The sequence below is a fragment of the Akkermansiaceae bacterium genome (genome assembly GCA_017798145.1).
GTDB lineage: Bacteria > Verrucomicrobiota > Verrucomicrobiia > Verrucomicrobiales > Akkermansiaceae > Luteolibacter.
The window spans coordinates 420426-441671 of sequence record CP059069.1 but is presented as its reverse complement, the minus strand read 5'-3'; the positions used below and the strand labels follow the sequence as shown (position 1 = coordinate 441671).

The 21246-nt window shown below is 60.0% G+C and carries 18 protein-coding genes; 12 read left to right on the top strand and 6 right to left on the bottom strand.

Features of this window, described 5'->3' with window-relative positions; genetic code table 11:
• Window positions 1-31: 31 nt before the first annotated feature.
• The 3 genes from HZ994_01870 to HZ994_01860 form a co-directional block, all read right to left on the bottom strand.
• On the bottom strand, window positions 32-2920 hold the full coding sequence (locus HZ994_01870) for an insulinase family protein (GenBank protein QTN31122.1): 2889 nt from the start codon (window positions 2918-2920) through the stop codon (window positions 32-34).
• A gap of 83 nt (window positions 2921-3003) precedes the next feature.
• Window positions 3004-4134, bottom strand: coding sequence for a molecular chaperone DnaJ (gene dnaJ, locus HZ994_01865; GenBank protein ID QTN31121.1), 1131 nt, complete (start codon window positions 4132-4134; stop codon window positions 3004-3006).
• Between the two features lie 42 nt (window positions 4135-4176).
• A complete protein-coding gene (locus tag HZ994_01860; GenBank protein QTN31120.1) occupies window positions 4177-4722 on the bottom strand; it encodes a nucleotide exchange factor GrpE in 546 nt (181 codons plus the stop codon).
• A gap of 118 nt (window positions 4723-4840) precedes the next feature.
• On the opposite strand from HZ994_01860, the gene HZ994_01855 reads away from it, so the two are divergent.
• The 6 genes from HZ994_01855 (at window position 4841) to HZ994_01830 (ending at window position 9581) form a co-directional block, all read left to right on the top strand.
• The gene (locus tag HZ994_01855; GenBank protein QTN31119.1) at window positions 4841-5464 is read left to right on the top strand and encodes a 3'-5' exonuclease; all 624 of its coding nucleotides are present in this window, start codon (window positions 4841-4843) and stop codon (window positions 5462-5464) included.
• A 20-nt stretch (window positions 5465-5484) separates the two neighbouring features.
• A complete protein-coding gene (locus HZ994_01850; protein ID QTN31118.1) occupies window positions 5485-6309 on the top strand; it encodes a hypothetical protein in 825 nt (274 codons plus the stop codon).
• 34 nt (window positions 6310-6343) lie between these two features.
• Entirely contained in the window at window positions 6344-6751 is a 408-nt protein-coding gene (mntR, locus tag HZ994_01845; GenBank protein ID QTN34295.1) for a transcriptional regulator MntR, read from the top strand.
• A gap of 172 nt (window positions 6752-6923) precedes the next feature.
• Window positions 6924-7511, top strand: a complete 588-nt coding sequence (gene raiA, locus HZ994_01840; GenBank protein ID QTN31117.1) for a ribosome-associated translation inhibitor RaiA — start codon at window positions 6924-6926, stop codon at window positions 7509-7511.
• Between the two features lie 88 nt (window positions 7512-7599).
• Window positions 7600-9069: a DUF2867 domain-containing protein gene (locus HZ994_01835; protein QTN31116.1), complete on the top strand. Its 1470-nt coding sequence runs from the start codon at window positions 7600-7602 to the stop codon at window positions 9067-9069.
• A gap of 65 nt (window positions 9070-9134) precedes the next feature.
• Window positions 9135-9581, top strand: a complete 447-nt coding sequence (locus HZ994_01830) for a DUF5069 domain-containing protein (GenBank protein QTN31115.1) — start codon at window positions 9135-9137, stop codon at window positions 9579-9581.
• Here HZ994_01830 and HZ994_01825 read toward each other — a convergent pair.
• The 3 genes from HZ994_01825 to recG all read right to left on the bottom strand — a co-directional run bounded on the left by HZ994_01825 (window position 9578) and on the right by recG (window position 14128).
• Window positions 9578-11611: a thioredoxin family protein gene (locus HZ994_01825; protein QTN31114.1), complete on the bottom strand. Its 2034-nt coding sequence runs from the start codon at window positions 11609-11611 to the stop codon at window positions 9578-9580. The genes HZ994_01830 and HZ994_01825 overlap by 4 nt on opposite strands.
• A gap of 101 nt (window positions 11612-11712) precedes the next feature.
• Window positions 11713-11976 (bottom strand): hypothetical protein, encoded by a 264-nt coding sequence (locus tag HZ994_01820; GenBank protein QTN31113.1) that lies wholly within the window; start codon window positions 11974-11976, stop codon window positions 11713-11715.
• 118 nt (window positions 11977-12094) lie between these two features.
• Window positions 12095-14128 carry an ATP-dependent DNA helicase RecG gene (gene recG / locus HZ994_01815; protein QTN31112.1) on the bottom strand — a complete coding sequence of 678 codons (2034 nt, stop codon included), beginning with the start codon at window positions 14126-14128 and terminating at the stop codon, window positions 12095-12097.
• 130 nt (window positions 14129-14258) lie between these two features.
• Here recG and rseP point away from each other — a divergent pair, with 130 nt between their 5' ends.
• From rseP to HZ994_01785, 6 genes are all read left to right on the top strand, one after another.
• Entirely contained in the window at window positions 14259-15677 is a 1419-nt protein-coding gene (rseP, locus tag HZ994_01810; protein QTN31111.1) for an RIP metalloprotease RseP, read from the top strand.
• A gap of 1265 nt (window positions 15678-16942) precedes the next feature.
• A complete protein-coding gene (locus HZ994_01805) occupies window positions 16943-18457 on the top strand; it encodes a glycosyltransferase (GenBank protein QTN31110.1) in 1515 nt (504 codons plus the stop codon).
• Between the two features lie 101 nt (window positions 18458-18558).
• Entirely contained in the window at window positions 18559-19053 is a 495-nt protein-coding gene (locus HZ994_01800) for a L,D-transpeptidase (protein ID QTN34294.1), read from the top strand.
• A gap of 109 nt (window positions 19054-19162) precedes the next feature.
• Window positions 19163-19426 (top strand): 30S ribosomal protein S20, encoded by a 264-nt coding sequence (rpsT, locus tag HZ994_01795; protein QTN31109.1) that lies wholly within the window; start codon window positions 19163-19165, stop codon window positions 19424-19426.
• Between the two features lie 75 nt (window positions 19427-19501).
• Window positions 19502-19729, top strand: coding sequence for a hypothetical protein (locus HZ994_01790; GenBank protein QTN31108.1), 228 nt, complete (start codon window positions 19502-19504; stop codon window positions 19727-19729).
• A 249-nt stretch (window positions 19730-19978) separates the two neighbouring features.
• The gene (locus HZ994_01785) at window positions 19979-21139 is read left to right on the top strand and encodes a DUF1080 domain-containing protein (GenBank protein QTN31107.1); all 1161 of its coding nucleotides are present in this window, start codon (window positions 19979-19981) and stop codon (window positions 21137-21139) included.
• Window positions 21140-21246 lie beyond the last annotated feature (107 nt).

Sequence of the window (21246 nt, the reverse complement as noted above, 5' to 3'; positions counted from 1 at the left end):
TCAAAATTCGATTTCAAAGGGACAGAAGGAGTTATTCCTTGGGCAGGATGGATGCCTTGATGAGGTTCTCCTTCTGGAAATACTTTTTGGCGATGGCGTTGATCTCTTCGAGGGTGATGGATCTGTAGTCGGCGTCGCGAGAGCGGGCGAGGTCGAGGCGGCCGGGGTCGGCCTGGGACTGGGAGAGGACGGTTCCGAGCCAGTAGGAATTGTCTCGCAGTGTTTTCTCGAGGGAGGAGAGGGTGGGGGCAAGGGCGCGGGAAAGCTCGTCGGCGGTGGCTCCGTTTTCGGCGAGTTCGGCGGCGATGGATTCCATGGTGGAGAGGAGGAGAGGGATGTCATCCGGCTTGCCGACGGCTTGGGCGATGAGGTATCCGAAGCCATCGAGGGCATCGTCGCCGGAGGCTCCGGCATTGGGTGAGTAGGAGGCGCCGAGCTTCTCGCGGATTTCCTCGCGGAGGCGGTCGCCGAAGATATCGGAGAGGACGTTGAGGCGGCGGAACTCAGGAATATTTCCGCGCATCCCATCGGTTTTCCAGATGCCGGTGGCGACGGCCTGCGGGATCTTGGATTCGTAGGAGAATGATTTTTCCGCAGGGGCTTCCGGGAAAGCGATGGTGCGTGGGTTGGTGGTTTCGGCTGCCGGTGCGGCGCTGCGCTCCGGCAGGGTGCCGATGGTGGCGAGCAGGTCTGCGATGAGTTGCTCCCGGTCGAAATCACCTACGATGGAGAGCTCGAGGTAGCCCTTTTCAAGCTCAGGGGTGAGCCATGATTTCACTTCGTCGATGGTGTAGCCGGAGAGCTGCACCTGGGTGGGGAGGGTGTAGCGGAAATCGCCCCCATGGAGCCATGCGTCCATTTCCTTGGATGGTCCGGAGGGTGTGTGTTTGAGGTTTTGGAAGAGGACTGGGATGGCTTTCTGGAACTGCCATAGCGCCTCAGTGCGATAGCCGGGGTCGGTGAGGGAAGCGACCATGAGCTGGAGCTGCAGCAGCTGGTCGTCCGGGGTTGTGGTGCCGGAAAGGGTGAAGGCATCCTCGCCGATACCCATGCCGACGGAAACGTTGCGGCCGGCCAGGATTTCGGATAGCTCGTCGTTGGAGTGCTTGCCGAGGCCGCCGCCGTCGTAGATGGACTGGGCGAAGGCGTCGAGCATGGGCTTGTCCCCGGGTTGGGAGAGTTTCCCGGAGCCGATGCGGGCAAACATGCGGATGCGGTTTTTCTCGAACTCGGTTTTCTTGAGATTGACGCGGATGTTGTTTGAGAGGACGAGCTGGGTGATGTCCAGATCCTCGACTTGCGTGGTCTCCGAGATGGTTCCGGGCTTTCCGAAATCGGTGTAAGCGAAGGGCACGATCTCACGTTCGGCAGGGGGGGTGACATCGGTTGCGGCGGATTCCCGATAGATGGAGGAGAGTGATTCCGTGCCGTCCCCGGGGGCTTGCTTGGTGGAGAGGACGAGGTGGTAGCCGGGGGCTTTCCAGAAGGCGACGAAGGAGTCGTGAACCATTCCGGTGGTGATGCCGTCGAGCGCTTTCTCGGTGAGCTTGAGATCCGTTTCCGGGGTTGAGAAAACGGTTCCGTCGTTGACCGCTCCGGCGATGGCGGTTGCGAGCGCTTCGGACTTGCGGGACTCCTTCCGTTTCACCGCTTCCCGGTAGGAGTTGAGGATGTTCGCCTTGGCCTCGGCAAGCTCCGCCTCGGTGAAGCCGTGCTCTATGGCGCGACGGAATTCCTGTTCAAGGACGGGCAGGGCTTCCTGCCAGCGGTCGTCGGCAGCGACGGCGGAAATGGAGCCGAGCTCGAGTTCGTTGAAGAGCACGGACTTCGATGCGCTACCGGATGAGATGGGTGAGTTCTCCTGTTTCGAAATGCGCTCGAAGCGGCGGTCGAGGATGAAATTCGCGATGGAGATGGGGAGTTTCGCGGAGCGGGTTGCGATGGTGTCCGGCTGTTTCGCGTAGGGGCGGACGAGGAGGAGGGAGAGATCGGTGGAGTCGAGCTCGGGATCGGAGAAGACGTGGGCCTCGGTGCCTGCGGGGACCGTGATTGTGCCTAGATCCGGCTTGGAGCCGGGGCTTTCCGGATTCTCCATGGAGCCGAATGTGTCCTTGATCCTCTCCTGGATCTCCGCGGCATCGATGTTTCCGACGACGACGAATGTCATGCGTTGCGGGACATAGTATTTCGAGTAGAAATCCTGGAAGCGCTCGCGGGGCGCGTTTTCGATGACTTCCTCTACGCCGATGGGGAAGCGTTTCGGGATGAGCGAACCGGGCAGGAGTGTGTCGAATTGCTTCTGCATCATCCGGTATCCGACGGAATCGCGGGATCGTTTTTCGGAAAGGATGACGCCTCGCTCGGCATCGATTTCCTCCTCGCTTAGGAGCGCCCCGTCGCCGAAATCGCGCATGATGCCGAAGCAGAGATCCATGGTGTCGTCCTTGAGATCCGGCAGATCGAGCATGTAAACGGTTTCGTCGAATGAGGTGTATGCATTGACATGTGCGCCGAAGGCGATGCCGCGTGTCTGCATCTGGCGGATGAGTTGGTTGGCATCCTTGAAGCGCTTTGTGCCGTTGAAGACCATGTGCTCCAGGAAGTGGGCGAGGCCGCGCTGGTCTTCCGACTCCATGAGCGATCCTGCTGCGATATGGAGGCGGATGGAGACGCGGTTGGGAGGCTCGGAGTTGGGCAGGATCACGTAATCGAGCCCGTTGTCGAGGGTGCCGAAAACGGCGGAGGGATCGGCGGGGATGTCGCTGGTGTTTTTGGGTGGGGCAAGGTTTTCAGCGGCGGCCTGTGCCGGGGAGGGCTTTGGGTTTGCGTCTGCGGTTTGGTCCACCTTTCCCCGAATGGATAGGAATATGGCGGTGGCGGCGAGGATGAGGGCTAGGATGAGCGGACTGGCGTTGCGCATGGGCATGAGAATCGCCGTGTGCGGGCGGATTGCAAGAACGGCTTGGCCGATTTGCCGCTATGGGGCGGGTGGAGCGGTGCCTCTCAGAGATCGAAGAAGCGTTTTGCTTTCTCGAGGAAGCCCTGGTGGACGGGGGAGTTGTGCTGGCCTATGGACTCGGAGAAGGCGCGGAGTTTTTCCTGTTGTTCCTTGTTGAGCTTTGTGGGCACCTCCACCTGGACTGTGACGTTGAGATCGCCCCTTGCGCCGCCGGAGAGGGCTGGCATGCCTTTTTCACGGACGCGGAAGGTGGTGCCGCCTTGGGTTCCCGCAGGGATCTTGATGGATGACTGGCCGTCGAGGGTCGGCACCTTGAGCTCGCCGCCGAGTGCTGCGGTGCTGAAGTTGAGGGGGACATCGCAGAACAGGGTGGTGCCCTCGCGCTCGAAGACATCGTGGTCGGAGACGTGGAGAAAGGCGTAGAGATCCCCCGTGGCGCCGCCGCGCACCCCGGCATCGCCGTTGCCGGTGGAGCGGAGGCGGACGCCGGTATCGACGCCAGGAGGGATGCGGAGTTTGATGCGGGTCTCGCGCTCTATCCGACCCTCGCCGCGGCAGTCGCCGCAGGGATCGGACACGGTCTCTCCGGCTCCGCGGCATTCCGGGCAGGTGGATTGCTGGATGAAAATGCCCGCCTGCCTGCCGACCACTCCGCGCCCGCCGCAGGTGGAGCAGGTTTTCACGCCGCCCGAGCCTTTTGAGCCGGTGGCATTGCATTTCCCGCAGGGTACGTTGCGCTCGATCTCGAGTTCCTTTTCCACGCCCTTGGCCGCCTCTTCGAGGGTGATTTCAAGATCGTAGCGGAGATCGGATCCGCGTTGTTTGCCGGATTTTTTCCGCGAACCGCCGCCGCCAAAGAATTCCTCGAAGCCGCCGCCGAAGGCACCTCCGAATACTTGGGAGAAAATGTCAGCCGGATCGTGGAAGCCGCCGCGTCCGCCACCCATGCCACCGGAGAAGGCATCGTGGCCGTAGCGGTCGTAGGCGGCGCGCTTGTCGGGATCGGAAAGCGCCTCATAGGCTTGGCCGAGTTCCTTGAATTTGTCCTCCGCCGTGTGATCGCCGGGGTTTTTGTCCGGGTGATATTTCACCGCGAGCTTGCGGTAGGCTTTCTTGATCTCTGCGGCATCGGCGCTCTTGGAGACACCGAGGATTTCGTAGTAGTCGCGGGGCATGAAACTCTAAGTCTTGAATTCTAAATCCTGGGGAGTCCCGGCTTATGCTTCCGGCGGTGCGGAGACGACGACGCTGGCGGGACGGAGGAGGCGGTCGCGGATCTTGAAACCGCGGCGGGTGGTGCGGATGATCTCGCCCTCGGGGAGCACGGAGGCCTCCTGGGAGACGGCGTCATGAAGGTTCGCGTCGAAGGGACCCTCGGCCTTGATTTCCTCGACACCCTGGGAGGCGAGGAAATCGTTGAGCTGTTTGCGAACCATATCCATGCCGATGTAGATCATCGAGGATGTGTCCTGAGCTGCGGCCAGCATGCCCATCTCGAAGTTATCGATGACCGGGAGCAGATCTTCCAAAAGGCGCTGGTTTGCGTAGCGGATTGCTTCCTCGCGATCACGGGCGGTGCGTTTGCGAAGGTTGTCCATCTCGGCGGCGGTGCGGAGTGCTAGCTCCTTCCACTTTGCGGCTTCCGCCTCAAGCTGTTCCCATGGATCGAGTTCCTGAGTCGGTTCCTGGGCTTGATCCGTGGGCTCGCTTTCCTCCGGGGTGGCGGGGATTTCGTCCTGCGGTTTTGATTCGTCTTGCTGCATGGGGCGTATCTGTATGCAGGAAACGGTTTTGGTCAACCCCAGTCAATAAGGTGAGCTTGCCAGTGCCAAAGATGGAATCGGGAGTTGTGGAATTCCCCGGGGTGGGGAAAATGGGGGTGTGAAGGATCAGAGAAAGGTGCGGGATGTTGTGTTTGCAGGGATCGACTTCGAGGGGGCGGGGGCGCAGCGCGGCAAGGAGGATTGGCCGGTGCAGATCGGGATGGGGACGTGGTCGCTGGAGCGAGGCTATGATAATTTTTACGTGTCTTTCCTTGAGCAGGAAGGGGAGGTGGATTGGTATGCGAAGAAAATCCACGGGATTGAGGAAAGCCATCTTGCAGGGGCACCGAGTCTGCTTTCGCTGTGGCCGGAGGTGAACGGGCGCTTGGGAGACGGGGCGGTGCCGGTGGCCCATGCGAAGGGGACGGAAAAGCGTTTCCTCAGGAAGTTCCCGGGAAATCCGTTCGATCCCTGGGTGGATACGCTGTTGCTGGCGAGGGCGGCGATGCCGGAGCAGAAGAAACATTCGCTGGGGGTGCTCTGCGAGGAGATCGGGGTGGCGGACAAGGTGAGGGAGCTGGTGCCTGGCAGGGACTGGCACGATGCGCTTTTCGATGCGGTGGCGAGCCTGGTGCTGCTGGAGTGGATGGTGAGGCGCTATGGTCTTGAGGATCTGCCGCTGTGGGCGCTGGTGGTGCCGAACACCGGTGCATGGTACCGGCTGCGGAAGGCGCTGAGCTGAAATCGCAAACTCCAGGCAAGATGAAAAGGCGGGCTTTGAAGGTGGTTTTTGGCGTGTTGCTGGTGGGGCTGATTGCGTTTGTGGCGACGCGCGAGCCCAAGACGCCGGCCTTGGCCAAGTGGGAGATGCAGGGACGGCTGCGGGAGAAAGGAGAGGATAGGAAAGCGAGGGAGGCGGATGTCGCACTGGTGAAAGGCTTGCTCAGGGAGGATCTTTCGCACCGGGAGTTCGATTTCACGGTGGTGGTGGAGGCCGTTTCCGGAAAGAGGATGATGCCGGCGAAGGGCAGGGCTTCTGCCGGGAGGGTCGTTGCTGCCATCCAGGATGTGATGGATGGGCTGATCGTGAAAATGAACGCGGTGGACTCGCCGGTGAAGGGGCTGCGGCGCATCAACGAGGGCTCGAGGTTTTTCGAGGATGGCTTGCTGGAAGGCCTGGATGCCATGGAGGGCATTTCATGCGGCATACCGCATACGAGGGAGGGAACGGCGCAGCGCTCGGGCTATCCGGATCTCAGGATCTCCGATGACGCGACAGGGGATGTCTATTATCTCGACCCGAAGCTGATGGAGCGCGGCTCGGTGGCAAGCAGCCTGAGGACTTTCTATTTCGAGCCGAAGGACACGACCCTCAAAATCACGGAGGATGCGACTCACCTGCTCATCGGCATTGAGCATGACGGGAACGACGGCGACTGGGAATTCCTCGGCTACCGGCTGGTGGATCTTTCGGGGCTGAAAGTCAGGCTGAAGGCGGAATTCCAAGCGTCGAACAAGGATCTCTATGGGAAAGCATCGGTTCTTGAAAAGCGCGGCGGCGGCGGAGAGGATGGGGCAGATGACTAAATCCAGTTCGGGGCGGACCAGCGGATCGGTGGCGATGGACGATTACCTCGAGCAGATCCTGCATCTGATCGAGGACAAGGGCTACGCGCGGGCGGTTGATATCTCATCGAATCTCGGGATCTCCCAGGCGAGCGTCACGAACATGCTCCGCAAGCTGGATCTCGAGGGGCTGGTGAAGCATGAGAAATACCGGGGCACCGTGCTGACCGAGCATGGTCGGAGGATCGCGGGTGCGATCGTCGAGAGACATGAGACCTTGACCCGCTTCCTGCGGCTCTTCGGGCTGGAGGAGGAAACGATCTACCGCGATGTCGAGGGCATGGAGCACCATGTTTCCCGGCCGACCCTGGAGGTGATTCGTGCGGTGGCGGATGCGCTGGAGGGCAGCGGCGATTTCCTCGCGGAGGTGAAGCGCAGGATACGGGGCGACGCCGCGAAGTGAGTTCCGGCGCGGGTGAGCCGCCGTTGCGGTTTTTTGTCTGAATTCCCGCAGGGAAAAAAACGCCTTTGTTGAACTTTAGGGATGCCATCCGGAGGAATCCGGCGCATATTCGCCGATGGGAACGGCACAATCAGCCATTCCCAACACCCGAACCAATAAACCAAAACGAACCATGCAAACTGCAAACGTCAATCTGCCCATCACCGTGACGGTGAGGCACGAAACCGTGACCGATTCCCTCCGTGAATATGCCAGGAAAAAAATCGAGGGATTGCACCTCGATTATCCGAAAATCATCGAGGCGAAGGCGATCCTGGACGTCCAGAAAAACCGGCACATCGCCGAGATCATCCTTTTTTGCACGAACCACATCACCATCGAGGCGCACACCGAGGGTAGGGACATGTATGTCGCCCTGGACGAGACGATTGAAAAAATCGCCCGCCGCATGAGGAAGCACAAGACCCGGCTCCTCAAGAAAAGCCGGCCGCATCGCAACGAGTCGATCCGCTACCTGGAGGAGAGGCATTTCAATGAGGATGCGATGGATCACCCGGAGGAGTCCGTGGAGGATCCCGAGCCGTTCATCGTTTTCCCGGACAAGTATGCGGTGAAGACGATGTTCAAGGAGGATGCGATCATGGAACTGGAGCTCTCCGACCGCCCCTTCGTTCTCTACAAGAGCGCGCGCCGCGACTGCCTCACGATCATCTACCGCAGAAAGGACGGCGAGTATGCCGCGATGGATGTTCCCGGCTGATTGTTCCTTTTCATGAGAAATGGGACGGAAGGGGCGGCTTGAAGCCGCCCCTTCTTGCGTTGTGGCGGGACGGGCCTAGGATGTGTTCTTGAAGATCCTCCTAACAGGTGCGAACGGCTACATCGGATTGAGGCTCTTGCCCGCACTCCTTGATGCGGGGCACACGGTGATCGGCTTGGTTCGGGACAAGGGCAGGTTTCCCATGGCCCAGTTCACGCCCTTCATGGACGATGGGCGCCTGCAACTTCTCGAAGGGGACATGCTGAAGCCGGAAACGCTGCCCGACCTCCCCGACGGCATGGCGGCCGCGTATTACCTGCTCCACTCGATGGGTGCCGGCGATGGCTTTGAGGAAAGGGAAAACGCCTGTGCGCAAAATTTCCTCCAATGGGTGTCGTTCCGCCCTTGCCAGCGCATCATCTACCTCGGCGGACTCGTTCCCGAGGGCGGGCTTTCGGATCATTTGGAATCGCGTGAAAACGTGAACCGTGTCCTGCGCTCGGGAGCCATACCGGTCACCACCTTACGGGCTTCGATCATCGTGGGTTCCGGCTCGGCATCGTTCGAGATCGTCCGCGACCTGGTGGAAAAACTGCCAGTCATGATCACTCCGAAGTGGACGAAAACGAGGTGCCAGCCAGTGGCGATACGCAACGTAATCGCTTACCTGACAGGTTGTTTGGAAAGCGGGGGGACGATCGGCGAGGAGTTGGATATCGGCGGCCCGGAAGTTCTGACCTACCGCGAACTGCTGGGGCAATACGCGGAAGCGCGCGGGCTGAAACGCTTGGTGATTCCCGTGCCGCTACTAACTCCCCGGCTCTCAGCCCACTGGCTGCATTTCGTGACATCGACCACCATGCCACTGGCGAAATCCCTCATCGGATCGCTGTCCAACGAGACCATCTGCCGGGACAACCGCATCCTCGGGATGATCCCCCAGGAGAGGCTCACCTACAAACAGGCGATCGCCATGGCATTTGCGAGGATCGCACAGAACCGCGTGCCTTCATCCTGGATCGATTCGCTTTCCTCGGGGCGGCTCAACCCGGAATTCCTCCGTGCGATCAAGGTGCCGGAGCATGGCGTGCTGCGGGACAGGCAGGAAATCGCACTGGGGGCGGATCGCGATGAGGTGATTCGCTCGGTATGGGCGATCGGCGGGAAAAACGGCTGGCCGTCCATGAACTGGGCGTGGCGGGTGCGCGGCATCATGGATCGGATGGTCGGCGGGATCGGCGTCCGGCGCGGAAGGCGGCACCCCGATGAGCTCTTTCCGGGCGATGCGCTCGATTTCTGGCGAGTCGTTCTCGCGGACAAGGGAGGTGCTGCAAGCCCGGCTCGCCTCATCCTTTCCGCGGAAATGAGGCTTCCCGGGGAGGCGTGGCTGGATTTCGAAATCACCGGGGGAAAACTCATCCAGACCGCGACATTCCGCCCCCGGGGATTGCTCGGGCGGGCCTACTGGTATGCCGTCCTTCCATTTCATTTCCTGCTGTTTCCAAGGATGGCCGCCAAGCTGGCTTCAGGCCTGACGAAACGTCAAGGATCGCCGTGATCCCAGGCACGCATCCGGGGAAAGTCCGCTTGCATGGGGGGCTTGCAGTGCATAAGTTTGCGCCCATGCAAAAACCATATCCGGTGATCATCCCAGGACTCCGCAGCCCCTACGATCAGGTGGGTGGCATCGTGTATTTCGGGCGAATGCTCGACAAGATCCGCCTCAACGCGGAAGGCAAGCTCCCCGAGGATTGGGCCGCAATGGTCGGGCCGGGACATGCGGGCAGCTTCGATTCCCGCTGCTGCCTGTTTCTTCACATCGCATATGATGATCTCGTGGCGGAAACGCTGAAAGGCGCGAGCGATGAGGAGCTTCTCGAACTGGCGTTTTCAAAAGGAAGAAAACCGACCCCCGAGGAGATCGAGGTCTGGAATGCCTTCATGACCAAGCGCGGATGGCGCGATGCCGCTTCCCAACGGGTGAAGGAGCGGCTCAAGGAAATCGGGCTCGAGCCGGGAACCGTGGACACCATGTTCGATTTCATCGACCTCGACGAAGGTCGTCGCTAGGGGGCTTTTCCGAACAGATCTTTCAAAATCCCGGGCGTAAGCACTTCGGGGGTGATTATCGGTTCTTCGCCCGGGATCATCAGGACGTTGACCGGGATCGCGGAGCGGCCGAGTTCCTGGAGTTTTGCCTCGATGGCGGCATCCGGGCGGGTCTTGTCGCCCTTGAGGAAAACGATGCCTTTCTCTTTTGCGAGGGCGAGCACTTCGTCCGTGTAGGCGACCTTCTTGTTCACCTGGCAGGTGAGGCACCACTGGGCGGTGAAATCGATGTAGACTGGTGTGCCCTCAGACAGGAGTTCATCCACCGTTTCCTGTGACCAGGGCTGCCAAAGTTTCTGATGCTCGCGGGGCAGCGCCATGACAACCCCGGTGACCGCGAAGACGGCTGTGAGGGCGAGGGCGGTTGAACGGACTTTCCCTGATTTGTAAGGGAGATTCCAACGGCCGTAGATCCATGCACCGGCGGCGATCAGGCTGAGGCCGAGCAGGGGTGAGAGGAGGTGTTCCTGCCCGATGAGGCCGGAGTAGACCCAGAGCAGGTATGCGGCGGTTGCGAAGAGGAGGAATGACATCGCCTGCTTGAAGGACTCCATCCATGCACCGGGGCGGGGCAGCTTTTCCACGAACTGGGGGAAGAGGGAAAGCGTTAGGTAAGGGGTTGCGAGGCCGATCGCCATTGCGCCGAAGGCCGAAAAGAACTGCACGGCGGGCAGCGCCATTGCGGCGCCTATCGCTGCCCCGAGGAAAGGGGCTGAGCAAGGTGTCGCGACAACGGTGGCCAGGACGCCGGAGAAAAAGGAACCCGAGTGGCCGGTTTTGCTTTGCAGCTTACCGCCGACGGAGGTGGCGGATGTGCCGATCTCGAACAGGCCGAACATGTTGAGCCCCAGCACGAACATGAGCAGGAGCAGGATCACAACCACCCAGGGATCCTGCAGTTGGTAGCCCCAGCCTTTCAGTTCCGTGCCGTTTTTCAGCGCTGCGGCACGGATCGCGAAAAGGATTCCGCTGAGCACGGCGAATGAGGCAAGCACGCCGAGCGCGAATGTGATCCCATGCAGCGCGATGGAACGGCGGTTTGCCCCGGCCTGCTGGACGAAGCCCATGATCTTGAGCCCGATGACCGGGAATACGCAGGGCATGAGGTTGAGGATCAATCCGCCGAGGAACATCCCGCCGAGGATGGGCAGGAGCTTGGAAAAGGCGACTGGCTCCGGAGGTGGTAGCGTTATGGCGGTTTCCGGGACGGTGACTGGCAGGCCTGCGATGACGATGCCGGAAACAGTGTTGCCCTGAGGTATGGGTTCATCGAGGAAATCCGTTTTCTTGCGCTTCAGGGTCAGCAGGAATCCGCCGCCGTCAGCAGGGCTGACCTTCCCACCATCGCTGAGGGCATTCACATAAGGCTCGTTGGGGATGAACTCGGAAGGCGCCTCCGCGAGGCCGGGAAGCAGCAGAAGCATCTCGTCCGGATTGTCGCGGCCGCTGCTGGCGGAGCCCTTGAAATCAACGGCTGCATCCGGCACCAGCTTTGTGCGCGCCGTTGCGAAAAGCTGCACCTGTTCAGGATCGGCGGACGCCACTGCGGCGACGGGAAGGTTCAGCGCGAATGTGGCTTTCTCATCGATGCACGAGTTTTCGCAGATCTGCCAAGTCGCCTTCGCCCCGAAGGTGAAAACATCACCGGCTGAAAGCGAGGGGGGTGGGGTGATCTCCACCAGGAAAACCGGCGACCCTGGATAGATGAAACTTTTCCCGCTGAATCCCTCCTTGACCTCCGGCACCGGCCATTGGATGGGGTCGGCGCTGGCACCCTGCGGCAAATCCCATTCGATCTTAGGGGGCAGCTCCACGCCTCCGCTGTTGCGGTAGTAACTGTGCCACCCATCCGGATGTTCCAGCTTCAGTGCCACGGTGAATGGCACCCCCGGGGCGATGTTCGCGTTCTCCGGGATCAGTGCTGGAACGGAAGTCACCTTCGCTGACGCAAGGCTGGATATCAGGGCTAGGAGAATGGATACGGTGCGCATGGCTTGTTATGTGGGTTGGGAGTGCCTCGGAGGCGATTTCATCCAAATAAAAAAAAGCCGCAAGGAAAGTTCCCTGCGGCTTTTCGGATGATGGGTGATTGTCAGTAGCCCTGGTTGTAGCGGCGGCGCTGCTCCTGGTCCTGGGAATTCCCGTATAGCGCACCTGCGCCACCGCCTGCTGCGGCACCGATGGCGGCGCCTTCAAGGGCGCGTCCGGACTGGTTGCCCACGATACCGCCGAGGGCGGCGCCACCGAGTGCGCCGATCACGGCTCCGCGCTGGGTGTTAGGTCCGGAAGGCTCCGCGCAGTTGCTGAGGGAAAATGCGCAGAGTGCGGAAATGACAATAAGATTCAGTTTTTTCATGATGTTGTTTGGAGTTGCGTAATTCTAAGCGAACGCACCGTGATATCAAGGAATTTCGGCGTGAATGCGATAGCGGCAGATACGACGGCAGGCGAGGCCGGTTTATTCGGAAAAAATTTCAGCTGTCCGTGGCGTGCATGTCGCAATCCTTCCTGACATAGGGGAGGAGCTTGGCGTGGGTTGCCGATAGGTTGGGATCTTCGGAAAACACCTTGTCTGCCAGCGAGCGGGCTTCGCGGATGAGGGCGGTGTCGGTGATGAAATCCGCGAAGCGGAGGTCGGAGAGGCCGGACTGGGCGGTGCCGAGCACATCGCCGGGACCGCGGATCTCCAGATCCGCCTCCGCGATCTCGAATCCGTCTGAGGTTTTTTCCAGCACGGAGAGCTTCGCGAGGGCTTCGGGGAGCTTCGAGTCCGTGAGCAGGATGCAGTAGGACTTGTGTTCGCCGCGCCCGATGCGGCCGCGCAGCTGGTGGATCTGGGCGAGGCCGAAGCGCTCGGCATTGTGTAGGATGAGGAGGTTCGCGTTCGGCACATCCACGCCGACCTCGATGACAGTGGTGGCGACAAGGGCCTTGAGTTTCCCGTTGCGGAAATCCTCCATGACCGATTCCTTTTCGTCCGGGCGCAGCTTGCCATGGATGAGGCCGACGTTCTCCGCGCCGAGCCGTTTCTGCCATTTGGGGAAAGCTTCGGTGGCTGACTCGGCTTTCACGGATTCACTTTCCTCGACGAGCGGATAGACCAGGTATGCCTGCCTGCCCTCGGCGAGCTGGGCTTTTACGAAATCCGTGATGTCCTTCTGCTTGGGCTTGGTGCGGAGGGCGGTGATGATTTTCCCGCGCCCGGCGGGCTTCTCATCCAAGAGCGAGACATCTAGGTCGCCGTAAATCGTCATGGTCAGTGTGCGGGGGATGGGCGTGGCGGTCATGACCAGGACATCCGGAAGTGTGCCTTGGCGGATGAGGGCGGCGCGCTGTACGACGCCGAACTTATGCTGCTCGTCGATGACGACGAGGCCGAGGTCGGTGAAGAGATTTTCATCGTAGAGCAGGGCATGCGTACCGATGAAAAGGGTCGGGCGGAGGGTCGAATTTTTTTCGCCCCTCACATTGCCGGTGCGGAGCACGACTTCCACACCCAGGGGCTCCAGCCATTTCCTGAACGTAATGGAATGCTGCTCCGCAAGGATCTGCGTGGGTGCCATCAGCGCCGCATCCGCGCCGGAATCAATGGCCAACAGCATGGCGGCCATGGCGACGAAGGTTTTCCCCGCACCGACATCGCCCTGGAGCAGGCGGTTCATGGGGCGGGGCTCGCGCATGTCGGCGATGATTTCCCTGATGGAACGTTTCTGGGCATCGGTTAGATCGAAGGGCAGGGAGTTGTGGAACGCTTTGAGGAGTGTGGTCTTTTTCCCGAGGATGCGGCCCGCGTGGGAGCGGTGTCGGGTCCGCTGCCAGACGACGTTGAGCTGGAGGCGGAAAAAATCCTCGAGCGCGAAACGGCGGCGGGCGGCCATCGCGGATTCGGCGGATGTGGGGAAATGGGTTTCGAGGAGATCGGCTTTCCTGTCGGTTTGGGAAACAGGGAAGGGGAAATCATCGGCATGGCGGATGCTGTCCGCCGCCATGTGGATGATCTCGCGCAGGCGGCGCTGGTTGATCCCGGAGATATTTCTGTAGATCGGGACGATGCGGTTGAGGTGGATGGTTTCCGCCTCCTCGTCATCCCGGATGACCTCGATCTCAGGGTGGTCGATGATGAGGCGGCCGCCCTGTTCCTTGACTTTCCCGTAGGCGATGACCTGCTGGCCGGTGGCGATGACCTTGGACATGAAGGGCATGTTGAACCAGCGGCAGGTGATTTTCCCGGAGCCGAAGACTCCGCCACCGCCATCCATCACGATCGCCTCGTAGAAACGGGTTTTGCCGAAGCCCTTGGTGCCGGAATCGATCACCCCGCCCGTGAGGCAGACAGGTTTCGCGGTGGCCTGGTTGGGGAAGCGGTCGAACTGCCGCCTGTCCTCGTAGCGTTTCGGGAAATGGCCGAGGAGCTCCGCGACCTTGGCGATGTTGGCGAATTCGAGCGCTTGGATCTCTTTCCCCGACAGGAAGCGGAGGGAAGAGAGCGGGTCTTGGCCGGAGATCACGCGTGAAACTTCAAATCACAGATTTCAACTTACAAGGAAGAGTTTCCGGGACGGGTGATTTTCAGGGAATTGGAAAGGCTTGCGGGTTTGCTGATGTCGGGTAGCCTTCCGGCACCTTACCAAATCGCCCATGACCTTTCTCCAAGCCACCCTGAACATCGCGCTACTGATCTTCGTCGTCGTGATGCTTTTCAACATCATCATCTTCGTCCACGAACTCGGCCACTTCCTTGCCGGGAAATGGCGCGGGCTCCAGATCGACCGATTCCAGATCTGGTTCGGAAAACCCATTTGGAAAAAAGAAATCAACGGCGTACAATACGGCCTCGGCTGGATCCCGGCGGGCGGCTTCGTCGCGCTGCCGCAAATGGCACCAATGGAGGCCATCGAGGGTGGTGAGAAGGATCGCAAGCCGCTCCCGGCCATCACCCCGATGGACAAGATCATCGTCGCCTTCGCCGGCCCGCTGTTCTCCATCCTGTTGGCGCTCGCGGCGGCGGTCGTGGTGTGGGGCGTCGGGAAACCGAAGGATTTCGTGCCGAGCACCACGATCGGATTCGTCCTCGACGGAAGCCCTGCGGAAAAGGCCGGAATCCAGCCCGGCGATGAGATCATCGCGGTGAACGGCGAACCCGTGAACGGATTTGCGGGCTCCCTGCAGAGCATCACCGAGCGCATCGTTCTGAGCAGCGGCGACAAGATCGAGTTCACTGTAAGGCGTTCGGGCGTGGAGGAACCGCTCACGCTCACCAGCGGTTTCGACACGCCGGACAGCAAGTGGTTCCAGCGCAGCGGCCTGCGGCAAGTGGGGCTCGCTCCGGCGGGACCCGCCCTGATCGGCGATGTGGTGAAAGGCAGCCCTGCGGACAAGGCCGGCCTGGAGAAGGGAGACGTAATCGTTTCCGTGGACGGCAAGCAGCTTTATAGCGATATCCAGCTTGCACAATACCTCAAGGATAGCGGATATAAGAAAGTAACCCTCGGCGTGGAGAGGGCGCTCGGACTGGTGGTTCCGATCGAGCTGACCCCAGAGGCACCGCTGAAACCGAAGGGGAGGGATCCGATGATCGGAGTGATCTGGGATCAGACAGGGGATGTGGATGTCCGCATCGTCCACCCAAACCCATTGACCCAGGTGATGGACAGCCTGAAAATGATGTGGGTGACGATCACCAGCGTCGCCGACCCGCAATCGAGCATCGGGGTCGATCACCTGAGCGGCCCGGTGGGCATCGGACAGATGCTTTATTCGCTGCTGCAGACGGAAAACGGCTGGCGGCGCATCATCGGTTTCATGGTTCTTTTCAACGTCAACCTCGCTGTGCTCAACATGCTGCCCTTTCCCGTGCTTGACGGCGGGCACATCACCCTGGCGCTGCTTGAAAAGGTCTGCGGTAGGCCGGTGCAGATGAAGACGTTGGAAATCATCCAAACGGTCTGTGCCCTCGCACTCATTTCCCTGATGCTCTACGTCACCAGCAAGGATATCGGCGACAAGCTCGGCAGGGGTGGGGGGCAAGGCGATGAAGAAATCCTTTTCGCGGAATGAGCTCCTCCGAAACACCGGCAGAGCCTGCCCGGGAAGCCTGTGACCGCTGCGGAAAAGAGGCTGCCGGCACGATCCGGGATGAGACCCTCTGTGAGGACTGCTACCACGGGGATAGCTCCTGCTGTGGCCGTTTTTGTGCCGAGGAAGGCTGATTCGCCTCAGATGTTCCAAGGAAATCGTAATAAATACGCGATTGCGTAATGTGATCATGGCCGATTTGGGGTAATCTAAAAGTGTCGGCGCGAGCGAAGCCACCCCCCGCTTCGCGAACGCCGGTTCCCCCACAAAAACATATCGCACATCCCACCTCGCGTCGGCAGACACCTCCCCCGGATGTCTGCCGATTCGCATTCCAGGGGATGCCATCCGGGAAAAACTCAGCAAAGCACTCATCGAGTGAGATCGCTTGCAGGGAATGCTGTTACGCGGAAAGCTCCGGCTTTGGCCGTTTTTGTGCCGAGGAAGGCTGATTCGCCTCAGATGTTCCAAGGAAATCGTAATAAATACGCGATTGCGTAATGTGATCATGGCCGATTTGGGGTAATCTAAAAGTGTCGGCGCGAGCGAAGCCACCCCCCGCTTCGCGAACGCCGGTTCCCCCACAAAAACATATCGCACATCCCACCTCGCGTCGGCAGACACCTCCCCCGGATGTCTGCCGATTCGCATTCCAGGGGATGCCATCCGGGAAAAACTCAGCAAAGCACTCATCGAGTGAGATCGCTTGCAGGGAATGCTGTTACGCGGAAAGCTCCGGCTTTGGCCGTTTTTGTGCCAAGGAAGGCTGATTCGCCTCAGATGCTCCAAGGAAATCGTAAGAAATACGCGATTGCGTAATGTGATCATGGCCGATTTGGGGTAATCTACAAGTATCGGCGCGAGCGAAGCCACCCCCGCTTCGCGAACGCCGGTTCCCCCCACAAAAACATATCGCACATCCCACCTCGCGTCGGCAGACACCTCCCCCCGGATGTCTGCCGATTCGCATTTCAGGGGATGCCCCTGAAAAAGCCAGCCAAGCTATTCATCATGTTGTCGTATTTCGATTCTGAAATCCAAACAAGCAGGAGACAGCTAGCGCGAACATCGCATGATCCGGATCGGGGTTCTGTTCTTGACAAGCTGGCTGCCGCCTGCTGGCATCCGCGCGGGGTGATCAACGGTTCACGCCGCCAGTTCCGTATTGTATCGGGATGGCTCCACCATCTAAGCCTGCTTCTCACAAAGGCTTCAGCCTGCTGCACAACGACATTTCATCTCCGAACATGGACATCACATCTCCTCTCTGGTATTTCGCTTACGTCACGGTACTCATCGGCCTGGCAGGTTACGGCTCGCACCGCCTGACGATCATTTTCCTCTATCTGAAGCACGCCCGCAAGAAGCCCTTGCCCTTGATGACATTTGCCGACCTTCCGCTCGTCACAATCCAGCTGCCGGTCTTCAACGAGATGCATGTGGTTGACCGCCTGCTCGATTCCGTCTCCAGGATCGACTACCCAAAGGACAAGATGCAGATCCAGCTTCTGGACGATTCCACGGACGGGACGGTGGGAATCTGCCGGGATGGCATCGCACGGCTTGTGGCGCAGGGCTTTGATGCGGAACACATCCACCGCACCGACCGCACCGGCTACAAGGCCGGCGCACTGGAGAACGGCACCCGTTTTGCCAAAGGGGAATACCTCTTCATCCTCGACGCCGATTTCGTTCCGAATGCCGACGTCTTGAAGAAAACGATCCACTACTTCTCCGACGAGAAGATCGGTATGATCCAGACCCGCTGGGGGCACCTGAACCGCACCTACAACGTCCTCACCCGCATCCAGGCGATGTTCCTCGACGGCCACCTCGAGCTCGAGCAGACCGCCCGCAACCGTTCCGGCCGCTTCTTCACCTTCAACGGCACCGCCGGCATCTGGAGGAAATCCTGCATCGCGGACGCCGGCGGATGGGAGCACGACACCCTCACCGAGGACATGGATCTCAGCTACCGCGCCCAGCTCAAGGGCTGGAGGTTCATCTTCCTCAACGATGTCGAAACGCCCGCCGAACTGCCCGTCGATATGGACGGTTTCAAGAGCCAGCAGCACCGCTGGACAAAAGGCTCCATCCAGGTCTGCAAAAAGGTCCTGCCCGCCATCTGGCGCAGCGATGTGCCGCTTTTCGTGAAAATGGAGGCCACAGCCCACCTCACCTCGAACTTCGCCTACCTCCTCCTCATCTGCCTCTGCTTCCTGATCTATCCGAACCAGCATGCGCAGCCGGATTTCGGCAAGCTGACCTACTACATCATCAACATCCCGATCTTCTTCTTCGCTTCCGTGTCGGTGATCCTCTTCTACCTCACATCCCAGAAGGCTCTTCGCCCGGACACCTGGTGGAAGGAAATCCCCTACCTGCCGCTGCTCCTTGCGCTCGGCATCGGCATGTCCATCACCAACGCCAAGGCTGTCATAGAGGCGCTCTGCAACCACCAGACGGCATTCATACGCACCCCGAAATACGGGATCGAGCAGAAGAATTCCGATTGGAAGAAAAGCAGCTACAAGGCTATGAAAACCCTCACCCCTTTCGTGGAATTCCTCTTCGGCTGCTTCTTCCTGTTCGTTGTCATCGAGGCCGCAATGCACGGCCGGTGGTCGTCGGCAATCCTTTTGCTTCCATTCCCCGTAGGATTTTTCTACACTTCCACCGCTTCGATGGCACGCATGCTGCCTACCTTCCCAAGTCCCGCAAAATCCAAAACGCCAGCCGCCAACCATATAGACAACAACTGATAATGAAAAAAGGTATCACCCACCTGTTTTTCCCCCTAGCAAGCATCCTATCCCTGCTGTTCCTCAACAGCTGCGGCTCCAGCCTTGACGACCGCAATAAGATGATCGTCAGCGTTCGCGACCAGAAGCTCCTGCTCCTGCGCGACGGCAAACCCGTCAAATCGTACAGTATCTCCACATCCAAGTTCGGTGTCGGCGACACCCCGAACTCCAACAAGACCCCGCTTGGGAAAATGAAGGTGGCGAAGAAAATCGGAGCCGGCCAACCGCCGGGAGCCGTTTTCAAAAGCCGCCGCCCCACCGGCGAGGTGCTCAAGCCTAACGCTCCTGGCCGGGATCCCATCGTCAGCCGCATCCTATGGCTGACCGGAACCCAATCGGAGAACCGCAACGCCTTCCGCCGCTACATCTACATCCACGGAACCCCCGAGCACAGCCGACTCGGCAGCCCGGCCTCCTACGGCTGCATCCGCATGGGCTGCAAGGATGTCGTGGACCTATACAACCGCGTCGGAACCGGCGCGGATGTCTATGTCATCCGCGGCCCGCTCAAGAAGACGGCTTCAAGCCAGCGCACCCACACTGCGGCTCGATGAAATGGTCAGGATTTTCGAAACATCCAGCTTGACACCGCGCAACACATCCACCTAGTTTCCCGCCCCGTCACGGGGCAAACACCTTTTCCAACCTAATTCACAGAATCACATGGCCAACCACAAATCCTCCATCAAGCGCATCCGCCAGACCGTCGTGCGCACCGAGCGCAACCGTGCCGAGAAGAACCGCATGAAGACCGTCCGCAAGAAGGCGATCGCGGCCATCGCGGCAGGCAACAAGGAAGATGCCCAGAAAGCGGCTTCCGAGTTTTCTTCCGTCGTTGACAAGGCGGCCAAGCGCAACCTCATCCACCCGAACAAGGCAGCCAACCTCAAGAGCAGGACAGCAAAGGCTCTCGCGGCCATCGCCTGATTCCATCCCCGCTTCAGGGAATCTCCCAAATCCAAAGCGGTCCGGCCATCCGGTTCCGCTTTTTTTTGCACAAAGATGCAGGAACAAACACCAAACCGCGCGGAAGCCGCCGCAAGGATCGTTTCCAACCCCGCAAACTACAAGGTGTGCGAGGGTTGCGACTCCATCGTCGGCAAGGCGACGGCAATCTGCCCGAACTGCCATAGCTTCCGCTTTGATGCGGAGCCTGGCACCGTCGTGCACCAGGCGGTCATCCTCGGCAGCCGCGAGCAGCGCTCCGTGACCTCGGAAGACCTGGCTTGAAGCCCTTGCACCCTGGCCGGTTTCCCATTCTGCGCGAAGACTTTGGGTGTGGTGGGCGCCTCCGCTTTTTTTCTTCGGCATGATCCATGTTGGAAACACGGGATCAGCCTTGGCCGATTGCCCCGTGAAGCAATGGCGGTGCTTCTGCCCGCACTCATAAGTGCTTACCCATCGTGTAGGAACTTTGTGCCCCAAATTGTCATTTTACCGCTGTAAATATGCGGCCATCCTGCCCTAGTCTCCCGCACCATGAACAAGTTTCCGATGAGCATCCCGGTTTCCGCTGTTTCCATCTGCCTGGCGCTTTCGCTGCCCGCCTTCGCACAGACTCTCGATCTCCTGAAGAATGGCGCTTTGGATGAATTCCGTCAACCGGAGGGCTGGCGAGGGGTTGCCGAGGTGCAAGCGGTGGCTGGCAAGGGCGAGTTTCAATTGAAAGGCGAGGGCAAGATCCTGGTGAATGCCGCGAAGCCTGGCGAGAAGGCTCCCTACCTCCTGACCAAGGAGCAATTCGGGGATGTGCGGATCGAGCTGGAGTTCATGATCCCGAAAGGTTCCAACGCAGGGGTCTATGTCGCGGGGCGCTACGAAGTCCAGATCCTGGATAGCTTCGGGCGCGAGCGTTTCGGATCGGGCGATCTCGGCGGGATCTACCAGCGCTTCGATCCGAGCCTGCCGAAGGAAAAGCAGGGTTTCGGCGGAATCGCCCCGAAGGTGAACGCCTCCAAGCCGCCCGGCGAATGGCAGACGATGGAGATCGTTTTCCGAGCGCCGCGCTTCGATGCGGACGGCAAGAAATTCCGCGACGCGACTTTCGAGAAGGTTTTCGTCAACGGCATCCTTGTCCAGGAAAACGCCACCACCGGGGGGCACACCCGCTCCGCACCCTTGGAGGGCGATGCCGCCACAGGCCCGATCGCCATCCAGGGCGATCATGGCCCGATCGCGATCCGCAGCTACAAGGCCACCCCGCTGCCGGATCCCGACGAGGCGCGGATCAAGGAGCTGGATGCCTACTGGAACGAGGTATCGCGGGCGGTGAACGTGGGCGATTTCGAGGCATACAAGGCAACATGCCATCCGGGCGCAGTGCTCGTTTCGGGGACGAAAAAGGTGAGCTATCCGCTGACCCAAGCCTTGGCGCGTTGGAAAAAGGAATTCGACGACACCAAGGCCGGCAATATGGAGGCATCGGTCGATTTCCGTTTCGCGAACCGCTACGGCGATGCGGAGACGGCCCACGAATCCGGTGTCTTCCTCTATACCCAGAAGGTCGGCGACGGGGATGCGAAGCCTGAATATATCGGATTCGAAGCGCTTCTCGTGAAGGAGGGCGGTGCATGGAAAATCCTGATGGAGTATCAGAAGGAAGTTCTTACCAAATCGGAGTGGGATGCATTGGCTCCCTAGCCCGGAGCCAGCGGCGCGGGAGTGAAAGGTAAGCGCGGATTCTTGCGTTGCATATCCAAGCCTTTGCCTGACAATTCCATCCAGCAGCGGTGCCCCATACGGCCTTT